Origin of the sequence: Kocuria sp. CPCC 205235, from assembly GCF_040980905.1 — a bacterium.
Lineage (GTDB): Bacteria > Actinomycetota > Actinomycetes > Actinomycetales > Micrococcaceae > Kocuria > Kocuria carniphila.
The window spans coordinates 270,630-293,366 of sequence record NZ_JAVKPR010000002.1 but is presented as its reverse complement, the minus strand read 5'-3'; the positions used below and the strand labels follow the sequence as shown (position 1 = coordinate 293,366).

The 22,737-nt window shown below is 64.2% G+C and carries 23 protein-coding genes; 17 read left to right on the top strand and 6 right to left on the bottom strand.

Features of this window, described 5'->3' with window-relative positions; translation table 11 throughout:
• Positions 1–107: 107 nt before the first annotated feature.
• Positions 108–998, bottom strand: a complete 891-nt coding sequence (locus tag RF638_RS02835) for an SDR family NAD(P)-dependent oxidoreductase (protein ID WP_368841407.1) — start codon at positions 996–998, stop codon at positions 108–110.
• 120 nt (positions 999–1,118) lie between these two features.
• Complete coding sequence (locus RF638_RS02830; protein WP_368841406.1) at positions 1,119–1,862, bottom strand: SDR family NAD(P)-dependent oxidoreductase; 744 nt, start codon at positions 1,860–1,862, stop codon at positions 1,119–1,121.
• Between the two features lie 58 nt (positions 1,863–1,920).
• Between RF638_RS02830 and RF638_RS02825 the strand changes: the two genes are divergently transcribed.
• The 11 genes from RF638_RS02825 to RF638_RS02775 all read left to right on the top strand — a co-directional run bounded on the left by RF638_RS02825 (position 1,921) and on the right by RF638_RS02775 (position 11,222).
• Positions 1,921–2,781 (top strand): fructosamine kinase family protein, encoded by an 861-nt coding sequence (locus RF638_RS02825; protein WP_259913076.1) that lies wholly within the window; start codon positions 1,921–1,923, stop codon positions 2,779–2,781.
• 81 nt (positions 2,782–2,862) lie between these two features.
• Positions 2,863–3,390, top strand: coding sequence for a MarR family transcriptional regulator (locus tag RF638_RS02820; protein ID WP_344223575.1), 528 nt, complete (start codon positions 2,863–2,865; stop codon positions 3,388–3,390).
• On the top strand, positions 3,387–4,547 hold the full coding sequence (locus RF638_RS02815; protein ID WP_368841405.1) for a polyprenyl synthetase family protein: 1,161 nt from the start codon (positions 3,387–3,389) through the stop codon (positions 4,545–4,547). Before RF638_RS02820 ends, RF638_RS02815 begins: the two co-directional genes overlap by 4 nt.
• The gene (locus RF638_RS02810; protein WP_259913063.1) at positions 4,548–5,543 is read left to right on the top strand and encodes a phytoene/squalene synthase family protein; all 996 of its coding nucleotides are present in this window, start codon (positions 4,548–4,550) and stop codon (positions 5,541–5,543) included.
• The gene (gene crtI / locus RF638_RS02805; RefSeq protein WP_368841404.1) at positions 5,540–7,216 is read left to right on the top strand and encodes a phytoene desaturase family protein; all 1,677 of its coding nucleotides are present in this window, start codon (positions 5,540–5,542) and stop codon (positions 7,214–7,216) included. Before RF638_RS02810 ends, crtI begins: the two co-directional genes overlap by 4 nt.
• On the top strand, positions 7,216–7,656 hold the full coding sequence (locus RF638_RS02800; protein WP_129699801.1) for a lycopene cyclase domain-containing protein: 441 nt from the start codon (positions 7,216–7,218) through the stop codon (positions 7,654–7,656). The genes crtI and RF638_RS02800 overlap by 1 nt, the downstream gene beginning before the upstream one ends.
• On the top strand, positions 7,653–8,078 hold the full coding sequence (locus RF638_RS02795; protein ID WP_368629823.1) for a lycopene cyclase domain-containing protein: 426 nt from the start codon (positions 7,653–7,655) through the stop codon (positions 8,076–8,078). Before RF638_RS02800 ends, RF638_RS02795 begins: the two co-directional genes overlap by 4 nt.
• Positions 8,071–8,940, top strand: coding sequence for a prenyltransferase (locus tag RF638_RS02790; protein WP_368841403.1), 870 nt, complete (start codon positions 8,071–8,073; stop codon positions 8,938–8,940). The genes RF638_RS02795 and RF638_RS02790 overlap by 8 nt, the downstream gene beginning before the upstream one ends.
• Before the next feature lie 262 nt (positions 8,941–9,202).
• Complete coding sequence (locus RF638_RS02785) at positions 9,203–9,565, top strand: GntR family transcriptional regulator (protein WP_095798586.1); 363 nt, start codon at positions 9,203–9,205, stop codon at positions 9,563–9,565.
• Positions 9,562–10,509 carry an ABC transporter ATP-binding protein gene (locus tag RF638_RS02780; protein WP_095798587.1) on the top strand — a complete coding sequence of 316 codons (948 nt, stop codon included), beginning with the start codon at positions 9,562–9,564 and terminating at the stop codon, positions 10,507–10,509. The genes RF638_RS02785 and RF638_RS02780 overlap by 4 nt, the downstream gene beginning before the upstream one ends.
• Positions 10,509–11,222 carry a hypothetical protein gene (locus tag RF638_RS02775; protein WP_095798588.1) on the top strand — a complete coding sequence of 238 codons (714 nt, stop codon included), beginning with the start codon at positions 10,509–10,511 and terminating at the stop codon, positions 11,220–11,222. Before RF638_RS02780 ends, RF638_RS02775 begins: the two co-directional genes overlap by 1 nt.
• Before the next feature lie 190 nt (positions 11,223–11,412).
• Here RF638_RS02775 and RF638_RS02770 read toward each other — a convergent pair whose 3' ends face one another.
• Positions 11,413–12,336, bottom strand: coding sequence for a CoA ester lyase (locus tag RF638_RS02770; RefSeq protein WP_095798589.1), 924 nt, complete (start codon positions 12,334–12,336; stop codon positions 11,413–11,415).
• Between the two features lie 194 nt (positions 12,337–12,530).
• Here RF638_RS02770 and RF638_RS02765 point away from each other — a divergent pair, with 194 nt between their 5' ends.
• Both RF638_RS02765 and RF638_RS02760 read left to right on the top strand, forming a co-directional pair.
• Positions 12,531–13,700, top strand: a complete 1,170-nt coding sequence (locus tag RF638_RS02765) for an acyl-CoA dehydrogenase family protein (protein ID WP_095798590.1) — start codon at positions 12,531–12,533, stop codon at positions 13,698–13,700.
• A gap of 43 nt (positions 13,701–13,743) precedes the next feature.
• Positions 13,744–14,289 (top strand): MaoC family dehydratase, encoded by a 546-nt coding sequence (locus tag RF638_RS02760; protein ID WP_368841402.1) that lies wholly within the window; start codon positions 13,744–13,746, stop codon positions 14,287–14,289.
• A 60-nt stretch (positions 14,290–14,349) separates the two neighbouring features.
• On the opposite strand, the gene RF638_RS02755 is transcribed toward RF638_RS02760, so the two are convergent.
• Positions 14,350–15,018: a GntR family transcriptional regulator gene (locus RF638_RS02755; protein WP_238663037.1), complete on the bottom strand. Its 669-nt coding sequence runs from the start codon at positions 15,016–15,018 to the stop codon at positions 14,350–14,352.
• Between the two features lie 196 nt (positions 15,019–15,214).
• Between RF638_RS02755 and RF638_RS02750 the strand changes: the two genes are divergently transcribed.
• The 3 genes from RF638_RS02750 to RF638_RS02740 all read left to right on the top strand — a co-directional run bounded on the left by RF638_RS02750 (position 15,215) and on the right by RF638_RS02740 (position 18,917).
• Entirely contained in the window at positions 15,215–16,720 is a 1,506-nt protein-coding gene (locus RF638_RS02750; RefSeq protein ID WP_368841401.1) for a DASS family sodium-coupled anion symporter, read from the top strand.
• 33 nt (positions 16,721–16,753) lie between these two features.
• Positions 16,754–17,911 carry a CaiB/BaiF CoA-transferase family protein gene (locus tag RF638_RS02745; protein ID WP_315276524.1) on the top strand — a complete coding sequence of 386 codons (1,158 nt, stop codon included), beginning with the start codon at positions 16,754–16,756 and terminating at the stop codon, positions 17,909–17,911.
• 190 nt (positions 17,912–18,101) lie between these two features.
• Positions 18,102–18,917: an alpha/beta fold hydrolase gene (locus tag RF638_RS02740; protein ID WP_368841400.1), complete on the top strand. Its 816-nt coding sequence runs from the start codon at positions 18,102–18,104 to the stop codon at positions 18,915–18,917.
• Between the two features lie 30 nt (positions 18,918–18,947).
• Here the strand turns inward: RF638_RS02740 and RF638_RS02735 are convergent, their stop codons facing one another.
• Positions 18,948–19,928, bottom strand: a complete 981-nt coding sequence (locus RF638_RS02735; protein WP_368841422.1) for an LLM class flavin-dependent oxidoreductase — start codon at positions 19,926–19,928, stop codon at positions 18,948–18,950.
• A gap of 219 nt (positions 19,929–20,147) precedes the next feature.
• Between RF638_RS02735 and murJ the strand changes: the two genes are divergently transcribed.
• The gene (murJ, locus tag RF638_RS02730; protein WP_368841399.1) at positions 20,148–21,668 is read left to right on the top strand and encodes a murein biosynthesis integral membrane protein MurJ; all 1,521 of its coding nucleotides are present in this window, start codon (positions 20,148–20,150) and stop codon (positions 21,666–21,668) included.
• Here the strand turns inward: murJ and RF638_RS02725 are convergent.
• Positions 21,665–22,654, bottom strand: a complete 990-nt coding sequence (locus tag RF638_RS02725; protein WP_259913046.1) for a hypothetical protein — start codon at positions 22,652–22,654, stop codon at positions 21,665–21,667. The two genes, murJ and RF638_RS02725, sit on opposite strands and share 4 nt — an antisense overlap.
• Positions 22,655–22,737 lie beyond the last annotated feature (83 nt).

Genomic DNA, 22,737 nt, shown 5'->3' with positions numbered 1-22,737 from the left:
TTTGGCGGTGCAAGTCACATCCCGGAAACGGAACGGGTCAGTCCGTGCTGTTTCTCCGCGCCATGTTGGCGCGTTCAAGACTCGTCTCCCAGACGTCTTTTCGCAGGTCAGGGGGAGTAACTCAAAGGTGAGCTCTTGCGTGGTTTTCGGGCTGCGACGTAACAACCCATGAGCGGTTCCGCCTCCGGTGAGGTGGCCAGCCACGCGAGATTCTCGGCCGAGATCTTGACCGAATTGGCACCCGGAAGTCGAGCAATCAGTGGCGCGGCCACTGCATAAATCCTCTGCACAATGTTCGGGTATTTGCAGGCCAAGCCGGTGGCCGGCATGAGGCCGGGGTCAAAACTCGCGGCCCGGATACCACGAGCGGCCCAGGACTCGTCGACCTCGTAGGCCATGGCGATGCACGCCAGTTTGGAGGTCGAGTAGCGCACCAGGCCGTTGTCCTTGGCATGGGGCGCGGGTTCCGTGGGCGACAGAAGTTCGTCCATGTTCGACCAGCGCGCACCCGGAAAGCCGAAGGCTCGGAGGCCACCGCGATGAGTTTCGCTGCCCAGCGTGATGACCCTGGAACCGGGAGCCATGTGGCTCAGTAGAGGGTCGAGCAGAGCGACGTGGCCCAGCACATTGGTGGCCATGGTCAGCTCGAACTGATCCGCGGAGCGCTGCAACCGATCGAATGTCTGAACCCCCGCGTTGCAAATGATGGCGCGGGGGATCACACCGTCCTCGATGAGCCCGTCCGTGAAAGATTTCACGGTGGCAAGGTTCGCGAGGTCCAGTCGCCGGACGGCTACGCGGAGGCCGCTCCGCAAAAGAGCTGCCGCCACTTCTTGACCTTTAGCCATGTTCCGAACTGCCAGAATCAGAGGGATTCCCTGCTTCGCCATGGCCCGGGCTGTTGCGAGGCCCAGCCCCGACGTAGCCCCGGTGATCACCACGGGAGCGGTATGGGTTGCAGGCAGATCGACAGAGGCAGGGGGCTGCTCGGGTGACATGTATCGAGTATCTCCGGTCAGAACCTACGCATCAGCCTCGTGACAGATGTTTCTTGAACATCATCGGTGGCGATCCGGAGACGAGCCGCCACCGATGGCATTCATCGAAGCCAGGAAGGCTTAGTAGAGCTTGGTGGCCCCGCCGTCCACGGCGATCGCCTGGCCCGTGATGAAGCGGGCGTCGTCGGAGGCCAGGAAGGCTACCAGCGGGGCGACATCCTCCTCGGGGTCGCCGAACCGTCCCAATGGGATGTTGCCCAGCGACTTCTGGTACATGTCCGGGAAGGCTTCCTTCCACTGGGCCACGCCTTCGGTCAGCGCAATGGGCATCACGGCGTTGACGCGGATGCTGTCCCCGGCCCACTCGTTGGCGACCACACGGGTGAGACCGCGGATCGCTTCCTTCGCAGAGGCGTACGCGGCCTGCGTCGGTTGACCACTTACTGCGGAACCGGATCCGAAGTTGATGACCGAACCGCCCTGCTTGGCCAGTTCCGAGTGTGCGGCCTTCATGAACTGGCGCGTGGCGCGCAGGCCGGTGTTGAAGGACAGTGCCCAGGCATCCTCGTCCAGGTCCAGGAACATGGCTTGCTTGGATGCGTGCGCGTTGTTGACCAGGGCATCCAGACGCCCGAAGCGTTCGACGGCGGTCCGCACCGCAGCCTGCGCGGTCTCCTCGAGCGAGACGTCACCCGCCACGAAGACCAGACTCTCGCCCACATCCGACTCGAGCTTTTGGCCGGCTTGTTCATTGATGTCGACAGCCACGACGCTCGCGCCCCGGCGCACCAACACTCGACTCAAGGCGCCTCCGATACCGGAGGCGCCACCCGTCACAATGATCACTTTGTCCTGTAGCTGCATGAATTAAGCCTAGGGAAAGAGCCTGTGAGCACTGTCCGAAATGGTGTAGAGAAGAAATATGGATCAGTTGCCAGAAGACCTCACTGCCGGCCTCGATGTCACCCGTGTGGATTCGCTGAGCGGTGGTGACACCGCGGCGGCCTACCGGCTGGAGACTTCCGACGGGCCGGTATTCGCTAAGACCATGCTCGATGCGCCCGCCGGGGTGCTGGAGTTAGAGGCTGCCGGGCTCGAAGCGCTCCGAGCAGCGGCGCCGTCCGAGTTATCGGTACCCCGCGTGATCCGTGTGACTGAGCACGGGCTGGTCCTGGAGTGGATTGACGAGTCGTACGGGGCGGGTGGAGCCGCGACCGAGGCGGAATGCGGCAGCGGTCTGGCGCAAATTCACCGAGCGGAGGCGCCGCATTTCGGTGGGCTGGACCCTGACCTGCCGCAGCGCATCGGCTCGTTCCCCGTGGACCTCTCACCCACGGCTGACTGGGCTGATTTCCTGCTGCACCGCCGGATCGAACCGTTGTTGCGCACGGCTATCGATTCGAGACGTTTGGACCCGGGAGCCCAGGATCTGTTGGACGAACTTGCGCCGCGTGCTGCTGAACTGGCCGGGCCGGTCGAGCCGCCCAGCCTGCTTCACGGTGACCTGTGGGCGGGTAACCGTGTGGTCGATTCCAACGGCCACAATTGGTTGATCGACCCGTCCTCGTTCTATGGCCACCGCGAGTACGACCTGGCCATGATGCTGCTCTTCGGTGGTTTTGGGGAGGACTGTTTCAGCGCCTATGACGACGTTTATCCCTTGGGGGACGGCTGGCGTGAGCGCGTCCCGTGGTACCAGTTACCGCCGTTGCTTGTGCACGCGATCCGTTTCGGAGGGGGCTATGGCAACTCGGTGATGCGAGCGCTCAAGCAGCTGCGCTGACGCCGCGAGGTGGACAGTTCACCGTTTCCTAAAGCATGATGGTAATCAACTTTTCTAACTACTAGAAATTCGAGGTTGTTGATGGCTGAATCGCGGTCTAGGCCCGATTTTGTCAGCCCTCACAGCCGTGAATTGCGCCGCGTGGTGCGGCTCAACGAGGAAATTGGCTATCAGGTCCGCCGGATCATGGGTCTCAAAGAAACTGATTACGCCGCAATGTCCATCTTGATGCGCGAACCCATGGGGCCCTCCGAGCTGGCCCGGGCGCTCCACATCACGAGTGCAGCCGCAACCGCTGTGGTGGACCGACTGGTCCGAGCGGGTCACGCTGTCCGAGAACCGCATCCCGATGACCGCCGTCGAATGGTTGTCAGAGCCGCTGATGCCTCCCGCGCCAAAACCATGGAGCACGTCTACCCCATGATGAGCATGGTCGAAGGTGAGCTGGAGAAGCTGGATAGCGCGGGCCGAGACGCGGTCCTGCAGTTTCTCACGGGGACCGCGTCCCGCCTCGAGTCCTACCGGGATGAACTCAATGATCGTCCGGTCGAGGAACAGGACACCCTGGGCATCTGGGATACCCAAGGAGCAGGTGATCAGCACTCATGACTTCCTCACGGCTCACGCATTCTCACCACAGCGACCCCGCATCCCTCCGGAGGGACGGCGCGGTTTCAGATGACCACTCCTGGGATGCTTTCCGGACCGCGGTCATCGAAGAACTGGATGCCTACTTCGACGGGCTCAAGGACGCGGTCACGCAGAGTCCCGGTTTTCCCGTGCTGCGCTCACGCGTTCGCGATCAGGTCACGGGCGGCAAACTGCTGCGCCCGCGTCTGACGCACTTGGCCTGGCGTGCATTCGCGGGGCACACCGAACCCATCATGCGGGGCGAGACACGCAATATCCCGGATCCGGACTGTGTTCGCCTGGCGGCCTCGTTCGAGCTGCTGCACGCGGCACTTCTGGTCCACGATGACGTAGTGGACCGCGATCCGGTGCGGCGCGGGCGCCCCACCGTGGGGGAGCTCTACCGCAGGGATGCGCAGAACGCGGGAGCGCCGTCGAACGAGGCGCGGCATCTGGGCGAGGCCGCGGCAATCATCGGCGGAGACCTGTTGCTGTCGGGCGCCTTGCAGCTGGCCACCACGTGCACCGCTGATCCGGCACGCCTACAGCCGGTAGCGGCCGTGGTGTTCGATGCCGTGACCGCCTCGGCAGCCGGCGAGCTGGACGATGTGCTGCTGTCGATGCACCGCTACGGCCGCGCTCATCCCGTCGTCCAGGACATCCTCAGCATGGAACGGCTCAAGACCGCGACCTATTCGTTCGAGGCCCCGCTCAAGGCCGGTGCGTTGCTGGCCGGGGCGGATCAGGACGACGCCGCTCGGCTCGCCCAAGCGGGCTCGCGGATCGGAGTCGCGTATCAAGTGGTTGACGACATCTTGGGGACCTTCGGTGATGCGCAGATCACGGGCAAATCCACCGAAGCGGACCTGCGCGAAGGTAAGGCCACCGTGCTCACCGCTCACGGAATGAAAGACCAGCAGGCGCGCCAGGTACTGACTGATTTCGCGGCAGGACGTGTCTCAGTGGGCCAGGTGAAGACGGCTCTTGCGGAGGCCGGTGCGGAAACCAGTGCGGTGGAACTCGCGACCGATCTGGTTGCCCAGGCCCGGGAAGCTCTGGAGGATCTGCCCTTACCGGACGAGGAGCGAGCCGAACTCGATGCCATTTGCCACTACGTACTGCACAGGAGGAAGTAAATGACTCGACTCGTGACGCCTCCCAGTACCCCACTCCCGCTGTACACCCGCACCGCCGCCGCTGCCGCCGGGCAGGTTATCGGGCGCTACTCCACGTCCTTCTCGTGGGCTTGCCGCACCCTGCCGCGTCACTGCCGTCGGGACATTGCCAGCATTTACGCCTTGGTGCGCGTGGCCGACGAAGTGGTGGACGGCACCGCTTCCGCCGCCGGGCTCGCCACGGGTCCCGTGCGGGCGGCCCTCGACGAACTCGAAGCCGAGGTCGAGCAGGCCCTGGCCAGCGGATTCTCTACTAATTTGGTGGTGCACGCGTTCGCGGACGTCGCGCGCCGTCACGGGTTCGGCAGTGAACTGACCGCGCCCTTCTTTGCATCGATGCGCGCGGACCTTGAGGTGGCAGAGCACGACCCGGCCTCGTTGGAGACCTACATTTACGGCTCCGCCGAGGTTGTGGGTCTGATGTGCCTGGAAGTCTTCATGGATCTCCCCGGAACGCAGGCTGAGACCCCCGAGCAGCGCGAGATGCTGCGCGCCACCGCACGTCGACTGGGTGCGGCGTTCCAGAAGGTCAACTTCCTGCGCGATCTGGGCGCCGACCATGACCAGTTGGGCCGCACCTACTTCCCGGACACGGACCCCGAGGACTTCGGGGAGACCGAGAAGAACATGTTGCTGGCCGACCTGCACGCTGATCTCGACGCCGCAGTGCCCGGCATCCTTGCCCTCGACCGGCGCGCTCGCCGCGCGGTGCTGTTGGCCCACGGACTGTTCCATGAACTGGCCCGCAGGATTGCCGCCGTTCCCGCGGCTGAGCTGACGCAGCAGCGCATCAGCGTACCCACCGCGGTCAAGGCGCGCATTGCTGCGCGCGTCCTCACAGGATCGCGCAGTGCACCCCGTTTCGAGACCGACAGTGAGTCGCACGCCGGGTCCCGTGGTGACCGGAACGCGAGCGAAGACTCGGTTCCGGAAACCGGATCGCGAGGTGCCTCATGAGCCGCACGGTAGTGATCGGCGGCGGGTTCGCGGGCCTGGCCACGGCCGGCCTGCTGGCCAAGGACGGCCGTGACGTCCTGCTGCTCGAACAACAGCACACCCTGGGTGGACGATCAGGGCGTTGGTCCGCGCAGGGCTTTCGGTTCGACACTGGCCCCAGCTGGTACCTCATGCCAGAGGTCATCGACCGCTGGTTCCGCCTCATGGGCTCCAGCGCGGACGAAGAACTCGACCTGCGCCGGCTGACGCCCGGTTACCGCACGTTCTTCGAACAGCACCTGGACTCCCAGCCCGTGGACGTGGTGTCCGGGGAAGCGGGTGAGCTCTTCGAGCAGTTGGACCCGGGCTTCAGCGCTGCCCTGAAGCGCTATCTCGATTCCGGTGCCGAGGTCTACGAGCTGGCCAAGAAGTACTTCCTGTACACGAACTTCACCAAGCCCTTCGAGCTGATGACCCCCGAGGTGCTCAAGAACCTGCCCCGGCTGGGGGCACTGCTGAGCGACTCGATGGAGGGCTACATCGCCAAGCGGTTCCCAGACCCACGGGAACGCCAGATCCTGGGTTATCCCGCGGTCTTCCTGGGTGCTGCGCCGGACTCTGCTCCGGCCATGTACCACTTGATGAGTCACCTGGATCTCACGGACGGCGTGCAGTACCCGCAGGGCGGTTTCGCCGCGCTCGTGGATGCGATGGAACGACTCGTGCGAGAGGCCGGTGTGGAGATCGTCACCGGCGCCACGGTCACCGGCATCGACGTGAGCTCCTCCGGCCGATTTCCGCTCCGAGTGGGCCGACGCCGCGGTGCGGTCACCGGCGTTCGATACCAGCGCGAGGACGGGACGCCGCAGCGCGAAGCGGCGAGCGTCGTCGTCGGTGCGACCGATCTGCACCACCTACAAACTGAATTGCTCCCGCAGCCGTTCCGCGCGCCCGAATCGCGCTGGAAGCGTCGCGACCCGGGACCCTCCGGGGTGCTCGTGTGCCTGGGCGTGCGCGGAAAGCTGCCCGAACTGGTCCATCACAATCTGCTGTTCACGGCGGATTGGCTGGACAACTTCGCGCGCATCGCGGAGGGCAAAGAACTTGCGGACGAGACATCCATGTACGTGTGCATGACGTCCGCTACCGACCCGGGGTCCGCCCCGGACGGCGACGAGAACCTGTTCATTCTGGTTCCGTCGCCCGCCGTGCCCGAATGGGGACGAGGAGGGATCCACACGGCCGAGATGAACCAACCGGGTTCACTGCAGGTCGAAAAGGTGGCAGATGCCGCCGTGGCCCAACTCGCCCGATGGGCAGGCATTGAAGACCTGGCAGAGCGGATCGAGGTACGCAGAACCTATGGTCCCGCTGATTTCGTGTCCAACGTGAACGCGTGGCGCGGATCTCTGCTTGGCCCCGGGCATACGCTCACCCAATCGGCTTTGTTCCGGCCAGGTGTGAGCGACAGGGGAATCAAGGGGCTGTACTACGCGGGATCGTCCGTGCGGCCGGGAATCGGGGTACCTATGTGCCTCATCTCGTCCGAAGTAGTACTTGATGCAGTGAGGGAGGCTGCCCCCGGGGAAAAATCTGCGGCGAACACCGCGGCCGGGTCTGATCCAGACCCGGCCGCGGGCTCACCCTCCCGGCCCGCTACCCACATTGCCCACCCAGGGGAGCGCACCGACTGATGTACCTGTTGATGTTGCTCGTGTTCATCGGCTGTTACACCCTGATCGATCGCCGCTGGAAGCTCTACTTCTGGTCCGGGGCGCCCATGCGAGCCTGGATCGTGCTGATCGTGGGCGTGCTGTTCTTCCTCGCGTGGGACGTGGTGGGCATCATCAACGGGTTGTTCTGGCACGGGGAGAATTCGCTCACGCTGGGGATCTTCGTGGCTCCCGAATTGCCTCTAGAGGAGGTCTTCTTCCTGGCGTTCCTCTGCTACCAGACCATGATCTACATCCTGGGTGCACCCGTGCTCTGGCGCTGGTTGCGCTCGCGGGCCGGTACGTCGCGCGGTTCTTCTGCCGATGGCACTTTGGACCAACGACGGCGCTCGGGGGCTTCCGCAGCGGATGGTACCTCCTCCGGCGGGGGACCGCGCGCACTCAAAGGGGACCGGCCGTGACCTACTGGGATGTGAACTTCATTTTTCTGGGCCTTGCTGTCCTGGTGCTGATCGTGGCTGTGGTGTTGCGTAGGCCCGGACCGCTCTTCTGGGGTGCCTTGGGCGTCTCGACCGTGCTGCTGTTCGTCCTCACCGCCGTGTTCGACAACCTCATGATCGCCGCCGGAATCATGACCTATACGGACCAGAACATCTCCGGTGTGCAGGTGGGCCTGGCCCCGCTCGAAGACTTCGCCTACCCGTTGGCCGGGGTAATCCTGCTGCCGGGGCTGTGGCTGCTGTTGGGCGGCCGGGTGAATGCCTCGCAGCGCGCGCAGGGGCGATCCCATGATTCAGGCCGAAACCGTGCTCAGCGTGGCCAGTCCACTCAGGGTGCAGCTGATAGCACTCACACCGACAACCCGCGGGAGACGCGTGATTAGCAAACTGTTCTGGGCATCCCGGCCGCTCAGCTGGGTCAACACCGCCTATCCGTTCACCGCAGCTGTCTTGCTGACCGGGGGACTGCCATGGTGGCTCGTGGTGCTCGGAACTGTGTTCTTCCTGGTGCCTTATAACCTGGCGATGTACGGCATCAACGACGTGTTCGACTACGAATCGGACCTCCGCAATCCCCGCAAGGGAGGTGTGGAAGGTGCAGTCGTGGACAGGTCTGCACGGCGCTCGGTGCTACTCGCGTCCTGCTTGGTGCCGGTCCCTTTCGTGCTGGTCCTGGCGGGCTGGGCCGTTGTCACCGGGAATCCGTGGTCGATCGCGGTGCTCGCGGTGTCCCTGTTCGCGGTGGTGGCGTACTCGTGGGCGGGACTGCGGTTCAAGGAAAAGCCGTTCCTGGACGCCGTGACCTCATCCACGCACTTCGTCTCGCCTGCGGTCTACGGACTGGTACTGGCGGGAGCGGATTTCACGGTGGGGCTGTGGGGCCTGCTGGCAGGCTTCTTCCTGTGGGGCATGGCCTCGCAGATGTTCGGCGCCGTGCAGGATGTGGTCCCGGACCGTGAGGGCGGTTTGGCCTCGGTGGCCACCGTGCTCGGTGCCCGCCCCACGGTCTGGGTCTCCGCTCTGTTGTATGCCGGCGCTGGCTTGTTGATGCTCCTGACCGACTGGCCAGGTCAGCTGGCCGCGCTGCTCGCGGTGCCGTACCTGGTGAACGTGCTCCGCTTCCGCTCAGTCACGGACGCCGATTCCGGACGGGCCAACGCCGGGTGGAAGACGTTCCTGTGGCTGAACTACCTCACCGGTTTCTTCGTGACCATGCTGCTCATTTGGTGGGTCGCAGTCCGGTAGCTCTGGGGCGCCACCTCGGCCGGCGCTGAAGCTGTTGGCATGGTTGTCCGGCCCGGTGCCTACTCACACCCATTTCATCCCGTCTTACTGCACGGTAGACCCGCCTACCGTGCAGTAAGGCGGGATCATTTGGTTCTGCCCCTCATCGGTCCCGCGACCTTTCTCGCCGCCCCCTCGAACCCGCTCGCCCCCAGCTCTTGACGGATCATCGGTTAAGTGGTTAATTAGTGGAGTAAGGAACCAAACAACCAGAGGAGGTGTCATGACACCGAGACAAGATGGTCGCCCGATCTTCATGGTCCTGGCTGACCAGATTGCGGACGACATCCTCCAGGGCAACTACCCGGTGGACTCGGCTGTGCCCTCCACCAACGAGCTAGCGGCGTTCTACCGCATCAACCCCGCAACGGCGGGGAAGGCACTGGGACGGTTGGTCGACCAGGGAGTCCTGGTGCGGCGTCGTGGAATAGGAACGTTCGTGGATGCCAACGGTCCCGAAATTTTGCGCGAGGAACGCCGCAAGGCGTTCGACGAAGACTTCATTCGCCCGGCAGTGGCCGAGGCACAGCGACTGGGTTTGTCCCTCGACGACATGGTTGCGCTCATTAGAAAGGACACACCATGAGTTCCCAAGCTCCACAGGCAGATCATCGAACGGGTGCTCCGTGGGACACGGGTCAACAGGGCATCCAGATTCGAAGCCTCAACAAGTCGTTCGGCAAGAAGCACGTGCTGAAGGACATCACCGTGGAGTTCGCACCCAATCGTGTACACGGACTGCTCGGCTCGAACGGCGTGGGTAAGACCACGCTGATGTCGGTGATTCTGAATCACAAGTTCCGCAGTTCGGGTGAAATCCTCATCGATGGCCAGGATCCGCGGGAAAATGCCAAGATCCTGGAACGCACGTGTTTCATTCATGAGGACCAGAAGTTCCACGACGACGACACCCCGGCATCGTTGCTGCGCATCCTGCCCACGTTCTACCCCAACTGGGACGCGGAGCTTGCCGAGCGGTTGGCCTCTCGGTTCCACCTGCCCATGGGCACGCGTGCCGTGAAGCTTTCACGTGGTCAGCGCAGTGCGTTGGTCATCGTGATCGGGTTGGCAGCTCGGGCGCCGTATACCTTCATGGACGAGCCGTACCTGGGCCTGGACCCCGGTCACCGTGCGCTGTTCTACGAGGAGTTCGCCCGAGCCATGGCCGAGCACCCGCGCACGGTCATTCTCTCGACGCACCTGATTGACGAGGTCTCCGACCTGCTCGAAAACGTGGTGATGCTCGAGGACGGACGGGTCACGGTGGACGCGGACATCGATCAGGCCAGGGACAGTGCGTTCGTACTGCGAGGCCTTGAGTCCGTGGTTCGTGACCTGGCCGGTGATCGCCAGATTCTCCGCGAACACCGATTGGGCAACATCCTCTCGATCACGGTGGATGGCACCGCTACTGACGACGACCACCGTAGGGCCGATGAGGTCAACGTTTCGGTCGAGCCGGTCACCTTGCAGGAACTCGTAGCCGCACGCGGTATGCGCGGGGCGGACAATGCGGAAAGGAGCTTGTAATGCAGTACGTACGCAGAAACCTTGCGCTCTACCTGACGAACAGGGTCAACTCGTTCGTGATTGCTCCGGCAATCCTGCTGATGGTGGCCGTCATCATGATCATCATCGCTCTCATCATTGGCATTCGCACAGGCCTGCCGCTGCCGCCAGAGGTCAGTGATGGCTTCAAGTACAACCAGGCCATCTTCTGGGCGATCCCGGGCTTCTTGATCTCCCACGGTGCACTGACCGCCAATCGTGGTTTCGCCGGCTCATTGGCGTTCGGCAGTACCCGCCATAACTTCTGGGCCGGAACGGCCCTGGGGTTCGTGATCACTTCACTCGTGGTCGTGGCGGTGGGCCTCGTGCTGCTGGCCATTGAATCCGCGACCGGATACGGCGTGGGCGTCAGCTACTTGACCGTCACGGCCATGGACAACGGCAATCCGCTGATCGTCGCTATCTCCCTGTTCCTCATGTGCCTCATGAGCTTGTTTGCGGGAATGGGTTTCGGCGGCATCTACCGTGCGGCTGGTGTCATTTGGACTGTGGTCTCGGTAGTGGCAGTGGTGCTTTTGCTGCTCGGACTGATTGCGGCGGTCGTGGCCTGGCCGGACTTCTGGGTTGACCTCGTGGGCGAACTCGGACGCTGGACCATCCCGCTGGGTCTCGCAATCGTCACGGTGATCGCGGCTATCGCCAGCCGTACCGTGGTGCGGTTCGCGGAGATCTAGCCGCAACCCCAGCCACGCACCCGCCGACGCCGCTCGCTCCCCACCGGGGCGGGCGGCGTCGGCATGTGTGTGGGAACCATTTCGTGCCGCCTTACTGCACGGTAAGGTGCCCTACCCTGCAGTAAGGCGTCATCAAATGGCGATCGGGCCTGTGGGGTTGCCGGTGAGACGTTCCGGCGGGCTCGCGCGGCTAGGAGGCGGCCTGCTCGGCGTCCTTGAGAATGCGCTCGGCTCGCAGTTTTACGGGGCGGTCGACCATCTGACCGCCCACGGTTCCGACGCCGTCGGCCACGGCGAGAACTTCCTTGGCCCATTCGACGTCCGCCTCGCTGGGGAGATAGGCCTTCGCAATGATCTGTGCCTGGGTCGGGTGCAGGCACAGCATTCCGCCGAAGCCATCGGTCATCGCACGCTGGGCGGCACCCTCCGTGGCCTCTGCATTGCGTACGTCCGGTTCGGGAGAGTCCAACGGTGCAGGCAAATTGCCCAGCCGGGAACTCAGCACCACATTGGCTCGCGCCAAGGACATCGCCGCACCCTGCGGTTCACAGCCGAGATCCACGGCGAGATCCAGTGCACCGAGTGTCAATCGGACCACCGGGGTGCACGTGGCTAGCTCGGTGGTGTTGGCGACGCCTCGGGCGGTTTCGACCAGCGCCACGATGGGAATGTCCGGAAGCTGCTCGGCAACCTTCATGACCTGTCCCGCGGATTCGGCCTTGGGAATCATCACCGCGAACGGGGCAATGGAAGTTCCGTTCTCTCGTCCAGCGGGGGGTGTCTCGCCGGTGGTCTGCCCGAGCTCTCCTTCCGCCTTGCTCCCGGCCGAGCCGCGAGTGGCCTCGAGGCAACGAGCGAGTTCGGCGACGTCGGCCTGGCCCACCTCGGTCGCGATGTCGTTGATGCGCACGGTGAGCCGACCCGGCGTGACGTCTCCGATGAGGTCGGCGAGGTTGTCGCGTGCGGAGTCCTTGTCGTCCGGGCCCACAGCGTCCTCCAAATCCGCGATCGCGGGACTGGCGGCTAGCGCCTTGTGGACGCGATCGGGGCGCGTGAGCGGGGCGAACAACGCCGTGCGGGTACTCAGAATCTCGTGCTGTTCCGTTGAGGTCATGAAAATATATTCGCACAGGAGAGCTACTACTGCCAGAGTTCCCGCGGCATCTGTGCGGAAATATGTGACCTGAAATCTCAGGCAGGGGGTTGAAAAGCTCACCGCAGTACTGCAATATATTGAACATTACTCGCGATGGCGTGTGGTTTGAATCACCCATTGGAGCGCGACTGACACTGTGAAGGGAGCCCGGCGTGGTTCACAAGGACACTGAACGGCAAGCAGAACTCCGACAGACCGTGCGCGATTTCTGCGCCGACTTCGGCAACGAATATTGGCGAGCCAAAGACCTGGAGCGTTCCTACCCCCAGGAGTTCGTGGACGGAATCACCCAGAAGCGACTGCTGGCCGCGCTGATCCCGGAAGAGTACGGGGGACTGGGTCTGGGCATCTCCGAGGCGTCCATCATCATGGAGGAGATCAACCGCTCCGGTGGTCACGCCGCCGCGTGCCACGCCCAGCTGTACACGATGAAGGCCGTGCTCAACCATGGTTCCGAGTGGCAGAAGAAGGAGTACCTGCCGTCCATTGCGGATGGCTCCCTGCGTCTGCAGGCCTTCTCCATCACCGAAGAAGCAGCCGGATCGGACACCTCCAGCATCCAGACCCGCGCCGTCAAGGACGGCGACGACTGGGTCATCACCGGCCACAAGAACTGGACCAGCCGCATCGATGAGTCCGATCTCCTGCTCGTCCTGACCCGCACGGCGGACAAGGATGCGGCGGACCGCAGCGCCGGCTTGACGTTGTTCCTGGTTGATCTGCGCCAGGTGCGTGCCGAGCAGCCGGACGCGCTGCGCCCGGTCAAGGTGCGCACCATGTTCAACTACGCCACCAACCAGATCTTCTACGAAGGCCTGCGTGTGCCCTCCTCCGCAGTGGTCGGCGAAGTGGGTAAGGGCTTCCGCTACGTGATCGACGGCTGGAACATGGAACGCATCCTGCTGGCCGCCGAGGCCATCGGTGACGGTTACTGGTTCATCGACAAGGCCGTGGACTACGCCAAGAGCCGCGAGGTGTTCGGTCGTCCCATCGGCGCCAACCAGGGTGTGCAGTTCCCCATCACGGAGGCGTACATGAAGCTGCGTGGCGCGGATGCCATTCGCTGGGAGGCCTGCGAGCTGGCCGACGCCAACGAGCCCTGCGGTGCGGAGGCCAACATGGCCAAGTACCTCGCGAGCGAGACCGCGTGGGAGGCTGCCAACGTGTGTCTCAACACGTACGGCGGTTACGGCTTTGTGGACCAGTACGACGTGGAGCGGAAGTTCCGCGAGAACCGCATGTATCAGGTGGCTCCCGTGAACAACAACATGATCAAGGCGTTCATCGGCACCAAGGTTCTGAGCATGCCTCGCTCCTACTGAGCGCGGAGCCCTTCAATTTCTTGAGATGTGAAAGGAGACTCCCGTGAGCGAGTCGAACTACAAATCCGGCTGGGAAGGCCGGTTCTTCGAGGACTTCGAAGTGGGGGATCGCTACCGGCATCCGCTGGGACGCACCGTGCTTCCCGTGGACAACAGCTGGTTCACGCTGCTGACCCAGAACACCGCGGCCATTCATTTCGATGCACATCTTGCCGCTCGAACCGAGTTCGGGAAGCCGCTGGTGGACTCCACGTTCACCCTGGCTCTGGTGACGGGGCAGTCCGTCACGGACATCTCCCAGAACGTCTTTGCCAACTTGGGCTGGGACAAGGTGCGGCTGCCGAACCCCGTGTTCGAAGGTGACACCATTTACTCCGAATCCGAGGTGCTGTCCAAGCGCGACTCGAGTTCCCGACCGGAGGTCGGCATCGTCACGGTACGGACCGTGGGTTACAACCAGGACGGGGTCATTGTGATCACCTTCGAGCGCACCATCCTGGTCTATCGCAAGGCACACAGCCCCGCGGTGGGTCGCAAGGATCCCGTGTGGGACGAACGTTCCCTCAATGCAGCGGGTATCCAGAATTAGACAGTCCGTGCCCAATTGCTGAGCGCTAGAGCGCTCGCAAGACGTACATCGCCGTCCGGATCACTTCTGGGCGGCGATGTGCTGTGCCAACAGCTCACCCGCGTGGGCGACGTGCTCGGCCATGGCGACCCGAGCGGCGTCGGCGTCGTTGGAGCGGAACGCCGCGATGATGCGAGCGTGGTCCTCCGCCGAGGCCTTGGGCCAGCCCTCGATGGAGCCGTAGAAGCTGCGCGGCACGTAGTGGGTCACGATCGCCAGGATGCGCGCGAGCTTGGGGGCGTCCGCCAGCAGGGTGATGTGGCGGTGGAACGCGTGATTGCGTTCCTCGACCACGTCGACCAGGCGTCGCACTGCGGCGGCGTTGATTTCGAAATGAATGGCTTCCAGTTCGTCGACGTCCTGAGGCGTCGCGCGTTGGGCGGCGCGCGCAGCGAGCTCTCCGGCGATGAGTTGTTGAGCGGTGAAGACGTCCTCGATGTCCTGGGGCGTCAGCGGGTCCACGGTAAATCCCTTGCCCGGAATCAAGGACAGGAAGCCCTCCGTGGTGAGCGCCTGGAGGGCCTCCCGGGCGGGGGTGGGGGAGATGCCGATTTCCGGGCCAACGGTTTCGGGGCGGATCACGTCCCCGGCGGAGTAATGACCGTCCAATATTTGGGCACGGATGTGCTCCATAGCACGGCGACTCATGGTCCCGCGGCGATGGGCCGGGGGTTGGTTGGGCCCGGACATGGCCTCTCCTCGGTGGATTGACGGTAGGTGGCTGCTGTTTCCCCTTGAACTATATGGCTTCTCAGTTCTGAACAGGGGCTGACATCCCCGAGATTTCGCGGCAGATGGGCCTTCAAAAGATTATTGGTCCCAGGGGGTGACAGGCGTCACAGTATTCAATATATTGAAGTGCATGTCTCAAGCAAAGGTGGCGGGTATGAGTGATCAGAACTCACGCTCTATAAGCAGTACCGGGATGAAGCAGTCTCCCGGAATGGCCGAAAACGTCGGTGAGGCCAGTCATCACAACCGCAGACTCATTGGAGTCTTCGGGGGTATCGCCCTGGGTGCTCTGGTTTATATATTGATGCCTTCCGATCTTCCGCACGAGACCCGTGTGACAGCCGCCATCGGCATCCTCATGGGTGTGTGGTGGGTTTCGGAGGCCGTACCTATCCCCGTCACCGCGCTGACGCCGCTCGTGCTGTTCCCGGCGCTGAGTGTGGCGCCGTTGGAGGACATCGCGCCCTCCTACGCTAGCGACATCATCTTCCTGTTCATGGGCGGCTTCCTGCTGGCATTGACCATGGAACGGTGGAACCTGCATTACCGCATTGCGTTGAACGTCGTGCTGCGGGTCGGCACCAAACCGACACGGTTGGTGGCCGGCTTCATGCTCGCCACGGCCCTGTTGAGCATGTGGGTGTCCAACACCGCGACCGCCATGATGATGATCCCCATGGGTATGGCCGTGGTGAAGATGGTCGAGGAGCGCCGGATCGGGCTGCAGAAGAACTCCAAGTTCGGCATCGCTCTGGTGCTCGGCATCGCCTACGGTGCGACCATTGGTTCGTTCGGCACCATGCTCGGCAGCCCGGCCAATCTGATCGTGGTGGGTTACCTGCGTGAATCGCTGGGTGTGCCCGTGACCTTCCTGCAGTGGATGCTCGTCGGTGTCCCGGTCATGATCGTGATGTACGTCCTGGGCGTGCTCGTGCTGACCAAGTGGGTCTGGCGCCCCGAGGTCGATGAGTTGCCCGGCGGCCGCGAACTCTTTGAGTCGGAGCTGGCCGGGATGGGCAAAATGTCCACGGGTGAGCGCATGATCGCAGTGATCTTCGGCTCGACCGCGATCTGCTGGATTGCCCTGCCCCTGATTTTCCCCGGTACCTGGATCACCGACGGCGTGGTGGCCATGACCGCCGGACTGCTGACCTTCATGATGCCCGTGCGCCCGTCCCGTGGCGTGATGCTCATGGATTGGAAGTCCGCGGAGAAGCTCCCCTGGGGAATCCTGCTCTTGTTCGGTGGCGGCCTGGCCTTGTCTTCACAGATCACCGGCACCGGGTTGTCCGCGTGGATCGGTGACGCCGTGGCCGGCTTGGGTGCGCTGCCCGTATGGCTGATCCTGTGCGTCATGGTGGCCGTGCTCCTGATGCTGACCGAGTTCACCAGCTCCACCGCAACGGTTGCGGCGTTCGTCCCGGTGGTCGGCGGTATCGCCGTGGGTATCGGCGCCGATCCCACCGTGTTCGTGGTGGCAGCGGGCATCGCGTGCATGTGTGCGTTCATGTTGCCCGTGGGTACACCTCCCAATGCGATTGCTTTCGCCTCGGGCGCCGTGACCATGCAGCAGATGGTCCGTACCGGTATCTACATGAACATCGGAGCGATCTTCGTGGTCCTGGCGGCCGGCCTGTTCCTGGTGCCCCTCGTCTTCTAAGCCACTGCAGTTCTCATCCCCGAAGGAGGTTTCATGACTACGTCAGAACCCAACTCACTTCCCCTGGACGGCATCACTGTGGTGTCCATGGAGCAGGCCGTTGCCGCTCCGTTCGCCACCCGTCAGCTGGCGGACCTGGGTGCGCGCGTCATCAAAATCGAACGTGCCGAAGGTGATTTCGCCCGCAACTACGACGAAACCGTCAACGGCATGGCCAGCTACTTCGTGTGGCTCAACCGTGGCAAGGAATCAGTGGTTCTCGACCTCAAGTCCGAGCAGGGCAAAGAGGTCATGCGCGAGCTCATGAAGGAAGCAGATGTCCTCGTGCAGAACCTGGCACCCGGCGCCGCCGAGCGACTGGGTCTCGGCGCGGAAGCACTGCAGGAGATCAATCCCCAGCTGATTCACGTGTCGATTTCCGGGTACGGCATGGGCGGTTCCTACACCAAGCGCAAGGCTTACGACCTGCTCATCCAGTGCGAGTCCGGGTTACTCTCCGTCACGGGCACCCCGGAGGCTCCGGCCAAGGTGGGCGTGTCCGTAGCGGACATCTCCGCCGGCATGTACGCCTACTCCGGAATCCTTGCAGCCCTGATTCAGCGCGGCAAGACCGGCAAGGGTCAGGTGCTGGATATCTCCATGCTCGAGTCCCTGGGCGAGTGGGTGCAGCAGACCTACTTCTTTGCCGAGTACGGCGGCAAGGCCCCGCGCCGCGCGGGAGCGTCCCACGCGAGCATCGCGCCGTACGGCCCGTTCCAGACCTCGGAGGGCACGGTCTTCCTGGGGATCCAGAACGAGCGCGAGTGGCAGTTGTTCTGCGATCAGGTCATCGAGCGCCCGGACATGGCGCAGGATCCGCGGTTCACCCCCAACGCCCGCCGTGTGGAGAACCGGGAGGAACTGGACGACATCATTGCCGAAACCACTTCCACGCTGAGCACCAAGGAGTTGCAAGCTCGCCTGGACGCCGTGGGGATCGCCAACGCCCAGCTGCGGGACATGCACGGGTTCTCCGCCCACCCGCAGTTGGCCGAGCGCAACCGTTGGCGCGACGTCGAAACCCCGGCCGGCCCGGTGCGGTCCATGATGCCCCCGGCCACGTTGGAGGGTACCGAGCCCGCGATGAAGCCCGTGCCCGCCCTGGGTGAGCACACGGACGCGGTCATCAAGGAGTTCTTGGGTCAGGCCTAGCGTTCCTCGCCCAGGCCGGATCCCGATCGCCGACGCCGCTTGCCCCCTTCCCGGGGCGGGCGGCGTCGGGGCTGTGTGGGAACCATTTCGTGACGCCTTACTGCACGGTAAGGCACCCTACCCAGCAGTAAGGCGTCATCAAATGGCCGGTCGTGGAGGCCCCCGCCAGGTGGCTGGCATCATGGGAGCCATGAGCCGTTCCGCATTCACCACGCACACCGCACACGTCAACGACATCGACCTCGCCTACACGGACGAGGGCCAGGGGGCCCCGCTCGTGTTGTTGCACGGTCACGCCTACGACCGCTCCATGTGGGACGGTCAGGTCAAGGCCTTCAGCGAGCAAGGCTGGCGCGTGATCGCGCCGGACCTGCGTGGATTCGGTGAATCGGAGGTCACCCCCGGCATTGTGTACACGGAGGAATTCGTGGCGGACGTGATCGCACTGCTCGACGAGCTGCAGGTGCAGCGGGCGGTGCTGTTGGGCTTCTCGATGGCCGGTCAGGTGGCCATGCAGCTAGTCGAATCCCACCCGGAGCGCGTGAGCGCACTCATCATCAATGACACGGTCCCGCAGGCCGAGGACGCGGCGGGGCGGCGGCGGCGTCATGTGGCCGCGGACGGAATCGTGAGCGGCGGCATGGACGCGTACGGCGAGTCCGCGTTGCCCAAAATGATCTGGGAAGACAACGTCCAGCGGCTGCCCGAGGTCGCCAAGACCGTGCTCGAGATGATCCAGGCCTCGCCGCTCGAGGGCGCCACCGCGGCGATGCGCGGCCGCGCCGAACGCAACGACTTTGTCGAGACACTCAAGAACTTCGACAAGCCCGCCCTGGTCATCGCTGGCGACAACGACGCGTTCGACGGCGGCGCAGCCCAGCGCATGGCCGAGCTGCTGCCTCACGGCGAGTTGGCCGTGATCACCAACTGCGGCCACACCCCGAACATGGAGAATCCCGAGGAGTTCGACGCCGCTCTGGGCACGTTCCTCGGGAAACTCTCCTGACCCTCTCCACGGGGTTTGTTGGCTGGGGCCTTACTTGTTCCAGGCTCCGGCCAGCAGTTCCATGCCCTTGAGGACGTCCGCCTGGCGGGTGGCCACGGGGGAGATCATCAGTTCATCGGCATCCGCATGCTTGGCGAACCCTTCGAGGTAGTCGACCACGGTGTCAGGGGTTCCCACCGCCATGTACTTGAGCATGTGCAGGATCTGCTGCGCGGCGGGGGATGCCATGACCATATCCATCTCATCTTCGGTGAACTCGCGGCCGCGGCCCACCATCATGCGCACTCGGGCCCGCTGGGTGGCTTCGAGTTGACGAGCGGCGTCGTCGGCGTCCTCGGAGGCGATCACGTTGACCGCAGCGATCACGTACGGCCCGGCCAGCTGCTCCGAAGGCTGGAACTGGGTGCGGTAGGTGTTGACCGCGTCCACCAGGGCATCCGGGGCGAAGTGTGAAGCGAACGCATAGGGCAGACCGTAGGACGCGGCCAACTGCGCACCGAACAACGAGGACCCCAGGATGGTCAGCGGCACGTTGGTGTTGGCGCCGGGTGTTGCAGAGACTCCGGGGATGCGCGAGTTGCCGGTCAGGTAGCCCTGCAGCTCCTTGACGTCCTGCGGGAAGTTTTCAGCGGACTGAGGTGAGCGGCGCAGTGCCTGTAGCGTGCGCGGATCCGTACCGGGTGCGCGGCCCAGGCCCAGGTCGATACGCCCCGGGTAGAGCTCGGCCAGGGTGCCGAACTGCTCGGCAATCGTGAGCGGGGAGTGATTGGGCAGCATGACGCCGCCGGAACCCAACCGGATCGATTCCGTCTTGGACGCAATGTGCGAGATCAGCACGGCCGGCGCGGAGGACGCGATGGTGGGCATGTTGTGGTGCTCCGCATACCAAACGCGCGTGTATCCGAGCCGCTCGGCTTCCTGAGCCAGGGTCACGGAATCGGCGAAACTCTCACCCACGGACTGATTCTTGCGGACGGTTGCGAAATCAATGACGGACAGCGGTTGGCGCACGTAATACCTCACTTCTTGATGATGCTTTCTACGGGAAATAACGGCGTGCGAGGTCTACTAATTCCCCGCCGCGCCGCTGTTAGACTCAGCGACGATCCGCCAGTCAACTGCGTCCATGGGGAGGGTGCATGAGGTACACCGTGCGCAGTTCGTCTTCCCGGGTATCGGCGGAAGCCACGACCCGTGGGTAGGCACGCGGATCGCAACCCGCGCTGGAGCGTGTCTCGCGCGGCAGTTCTGGTCACCGGTCTGACCGCCTTTTCCGTGATCCTCGGCTTCGGTCGGGACATCGTGATTGCCGCGGTGTTCGGCGCCGGCGCCGGACTGGATGCCTACCTCGTGGCCCAAGGCCTGATGAACGTGGTGCTCGCCCTCATTGCGGATGCCATGGCCCGCTCGGTGACTCCCGTGACGGCCCGCCAGGCCGCCGAGGAGACGGGCAAGTGCCAAGGGCATCGAAGCTTCAACGTGGCCCTCACGGTCACCATGGTGATCCTGGGGCTCATAGCCGTTCTCGCGGGCATCTTCACCGGCCCGGTGACGGCCGTGATCGCACCCGGGTTCGGCCCGGAGCAGACTGCCATCACGGAACACCTGATGCGGATCGTGCTGCTGGCCACGGTGTTCATTGCCGGCACCAACCTGATCGCCTCGCTCGTGCAGGCTCACGGTCGTTTTGCCTGGTCCGCGCTGGAGGGTGTCCCCTTCAACATTGTGATGATCGCGGCTGCGGGGTTGTTCGGGCCCGTGTACGGCATCGAGGCGCTCGCGTGGGGCTTCGTGATCGGCTCCGCGCTGCGGTTGTCCTTCCAGATCCCACCGCTGCGCACGCTGGGGACCAAACTGCGACCGAGCTTTGACCTCAAGGATCCGGGGTTCCGCGAAATCGCCCGGCTGGCCCCGCCCATGCTGGTGGGCACGGCGCTGACCAACGTGAACACCATGGTGGACCGCGCGGTCGCCTCCAGCCTGGACGAGGGCAGCATCACCGCGCTGTCCTACGGATGGCGACTGGTGCACTTGCCCGAGACGTTGCTGATCGCCTCGCTTCTGGTCCCGCTCTACCCGGCGTTGAGCGCATCGGCCAAGAACGCCCCGGAGCTGCGTCGGCTCGTGGGCAGGGGGCTTTCTGTCACGGTCACGGTGTTGACGCCCATCTGCGTGGTGCTCGCCGTGGGTGCCGTCTCGGTGGTCGACCTCGCGTTCGGTTACGGCGCGTTCGACGACACTCAGGTCGCCGTCACCGCCACCGCACTCCTTTGGTACACCCCCGCGTTGCTGGCCCTGGGTTGTCGGCAGGTCATCGTGCGGGCCTCCTACGCCGTGGGGGATTCCCGGTCTCCGGTGACCATTGCCATTATCGCGATGGTCATCAACGTGGTGGGTGACATCGTCCTGGGCCCGCTCATGGGCGTTGCGGGCATTGCCCTGGCCACCACGTTGTCGTTCATCTTCGCCGCGGTCGGTAATGGCTGGTTGCTTTACCGCAGGCATCACGGGCTGGAACCGGGCATGCTGCGCGGGCTCGTTGTCCGTGCGGTCCTGTTGGCCGCAATTGCCACCGTGGGGGCGCTGGCCCTGCAGACATTCGTGGTCGATCTACCGGCGTTCGTCATCCTCGCGACGATCACCGCTGGAGTCTTCGCGATCTACCTTTTGGGGCTGCTGTTCATGCGCGCCCCCGAGCGCACCGTGGTGACGGAGATGATCGGCGCCATGCGGCGCAAGAAGCGCGGCTAGCTCCGGCCAGGAAGCAAGCTCTGCAGCCGCTGGGTCACCAGATAGCCGGCCGGCGCGGGATCCTTGGGGTCCCACACACTGTGCCGTGCCCGCATGCCCCAGCGCAGAGTGTCCACGACGTCGCTCGCGAGCCCGCCGCGGCGCTCGCGGTTGGCGCGCCGAAGATCGCCGGCGAACCACGAGTAACGCACACCGGGGCGACCGTCGGAAAGGTTCGGCATGGGCTCTCCCAGCTCGGTACGGGCCCAAGCGTCGACCAGTCCCGGGCGGGCCTTTTCGGCCAGTGCCATAGAACCGTAGAAGCGGCCGTTGAGGTCGGTGAGGTGGGGAGCGCCGTCGTCACCGGTGAGGAACTGGAGTTCCACCAGGCCGGACCACCCGAGATCGCGCAGGAGGTCCTCGGAACGGGCGACCAGTTCCTCATCCACCGGGACCGTGACGGCTCGGGATGAGGCGCCGTAGGGCGTGGGGAACAGCCGCGGGCTGACCTGTTGAACGCGGGCGCGCAGGCGGCCCTCGTGGAAAATGCCAATGAGCGCACTGAGGCCGCCGTTGACGGGGCGCTGCAGGATGGGCTCGGCCCCGGCGTCCAGGATGCGCTCCACCTGGGACTGAGCGGAAGCGCTGTCCGCGAACAGTCGGGCGTCGATGCGGTGGGGGCGGGTCTGGCCCTGTGACCAGTGGGCACGGCACTTGACCACCACGGGCCCATGCCAGTTGGCGAGTTCCTCGCGCGTTGCGGCCACGGTGTAGGGAGCGGCCAATCCGGCTACTGCGGAAGCTTCCGCGAGGGTCACCTTGTCCAGGCCGGCGTGCACTGCGGACTTGTCGGGGTGGGGCACAACCGCGGGGATCTGGTCCTTGTATGCGGACAACGCGGCCATCCAGTCGTCACCGCCGCCGAAGACGATCTCGTAGGAGCCCTCCTCGATGGCGGCTTGAACTCCGTGCAGGAACGCGGAATCGTCCCCGCGAGGCTTGGGCACAAAATGATGCACGGAACTCGCTCGAGACGCCCCGGGCATTCCGCCGCCGATAGGCGTGCCGATTCCCACGTGCCACCCCGCGC

Coding starts and splice junctions, on each gene's coding strand:
- RF638_RS02800 (WP_129699801.1), top strand. CDS start 7,216: ATGTACCTGTTGATGTTGCTCGTGTTCATCGGCTGTTACACCCTGATC.
- RF638_RS02810 (WP_259913063.1), top strand. CDS start 4,548: ATGACTCGACTCGTGACGCCTCCCAGTACCCCACTCCCGCTGTACACC.
- RF638_RS02785 (WP_095798586.1), top strand. CDS start 9,203: ATGACACCGAGACAAGATGGTCGCCCGATCTTCATGGTCCTGGCTGAC.
- RF638_RS02745 (WP_315276524.1), top strand. CDS start 16,754: ATGACTACGTCAGAACCCAACTCACTTCCCCTGGACGGCATCACTGTG.
- RF638_RS02770 (WP_095798589.1), bottom strand. CDS start 12,336: ATGACCTCAACGGAACAGCACGAGATTCTGAGTACCCGCACGGCGTTG.
- RF638_RS02815 (WP_368841405.1), top strand. CDS start 3,387: ATGACTTCCTCACGGCTCACGCATTCTCACCACAGCGACCCCGCATCC.
- RF638_RS02775 (WP_095798588.1), top strand. CDS start 10,509: ATGCAGTACGTACGCAGAAACCTTGCGCTCTACCTGACGAACAGGGTC.
- RF638_RS02820 (WP_344223575.1), top strand. CDS start 2,863: ATGGCTGAATCGCGGTCTAGGCCCGATTTTGTCAGCCCTCACAGCCGT.
- RF638_RS02835 (WP_368841407.1), bottom strand. CDS start 998: ATGTCACCCGAGCAGCCCCCTGCCTCTGTCGATCTGCCTGCAACCCAT.
- RF638_RS02755 (WP_238663037.1), bottom strand. CDS start 15,018: ATGTCCGGGCCCAACCAACCCCCGGCCCATCGCCGCGGGACCATGAGT.
- RF638_RS02750 (WP_368841401.1), top strand. CDS start 15,215: ATGAGTGATCAGAACTCACGCTCTATAAGCAGTACCGGGATGAAGCAG.
- RF638_RS02780 (WP_095798587.1), top strand. CDS start 9,562: ATGAGTTCCCAAGCTCCACAGGCAGATCATCGAACGGGTGCTCCGTGG.
- RF638_RS02830 (WP_368841406.1), bottom strand. CDS start 1,862: ATGCAGCTACAGGACAAAGTGATCATTGTGACGGGTGGCGCCTCCGGT.
- RF638_RS02825 (WP_259913076.1), top strand. CDS start 1,921: ATGGATCAGTTGCCAGAAGACCTCACTGCCGGCCTCGATGTCACCCGT.
- RF638_RS02740 (WP_368841400.1), top strand. CDS start 18,102: ATGAGCCGTTCCGCATTCACCACGCACACCGCACACGTCAACGACATC.
- crtI (WP_368841404.1), top strand. CDS start 5,540: ATGAGCCGCACGGTAGTGATCGGCGGCGGGTTCGCGGGCCTGGCCACG.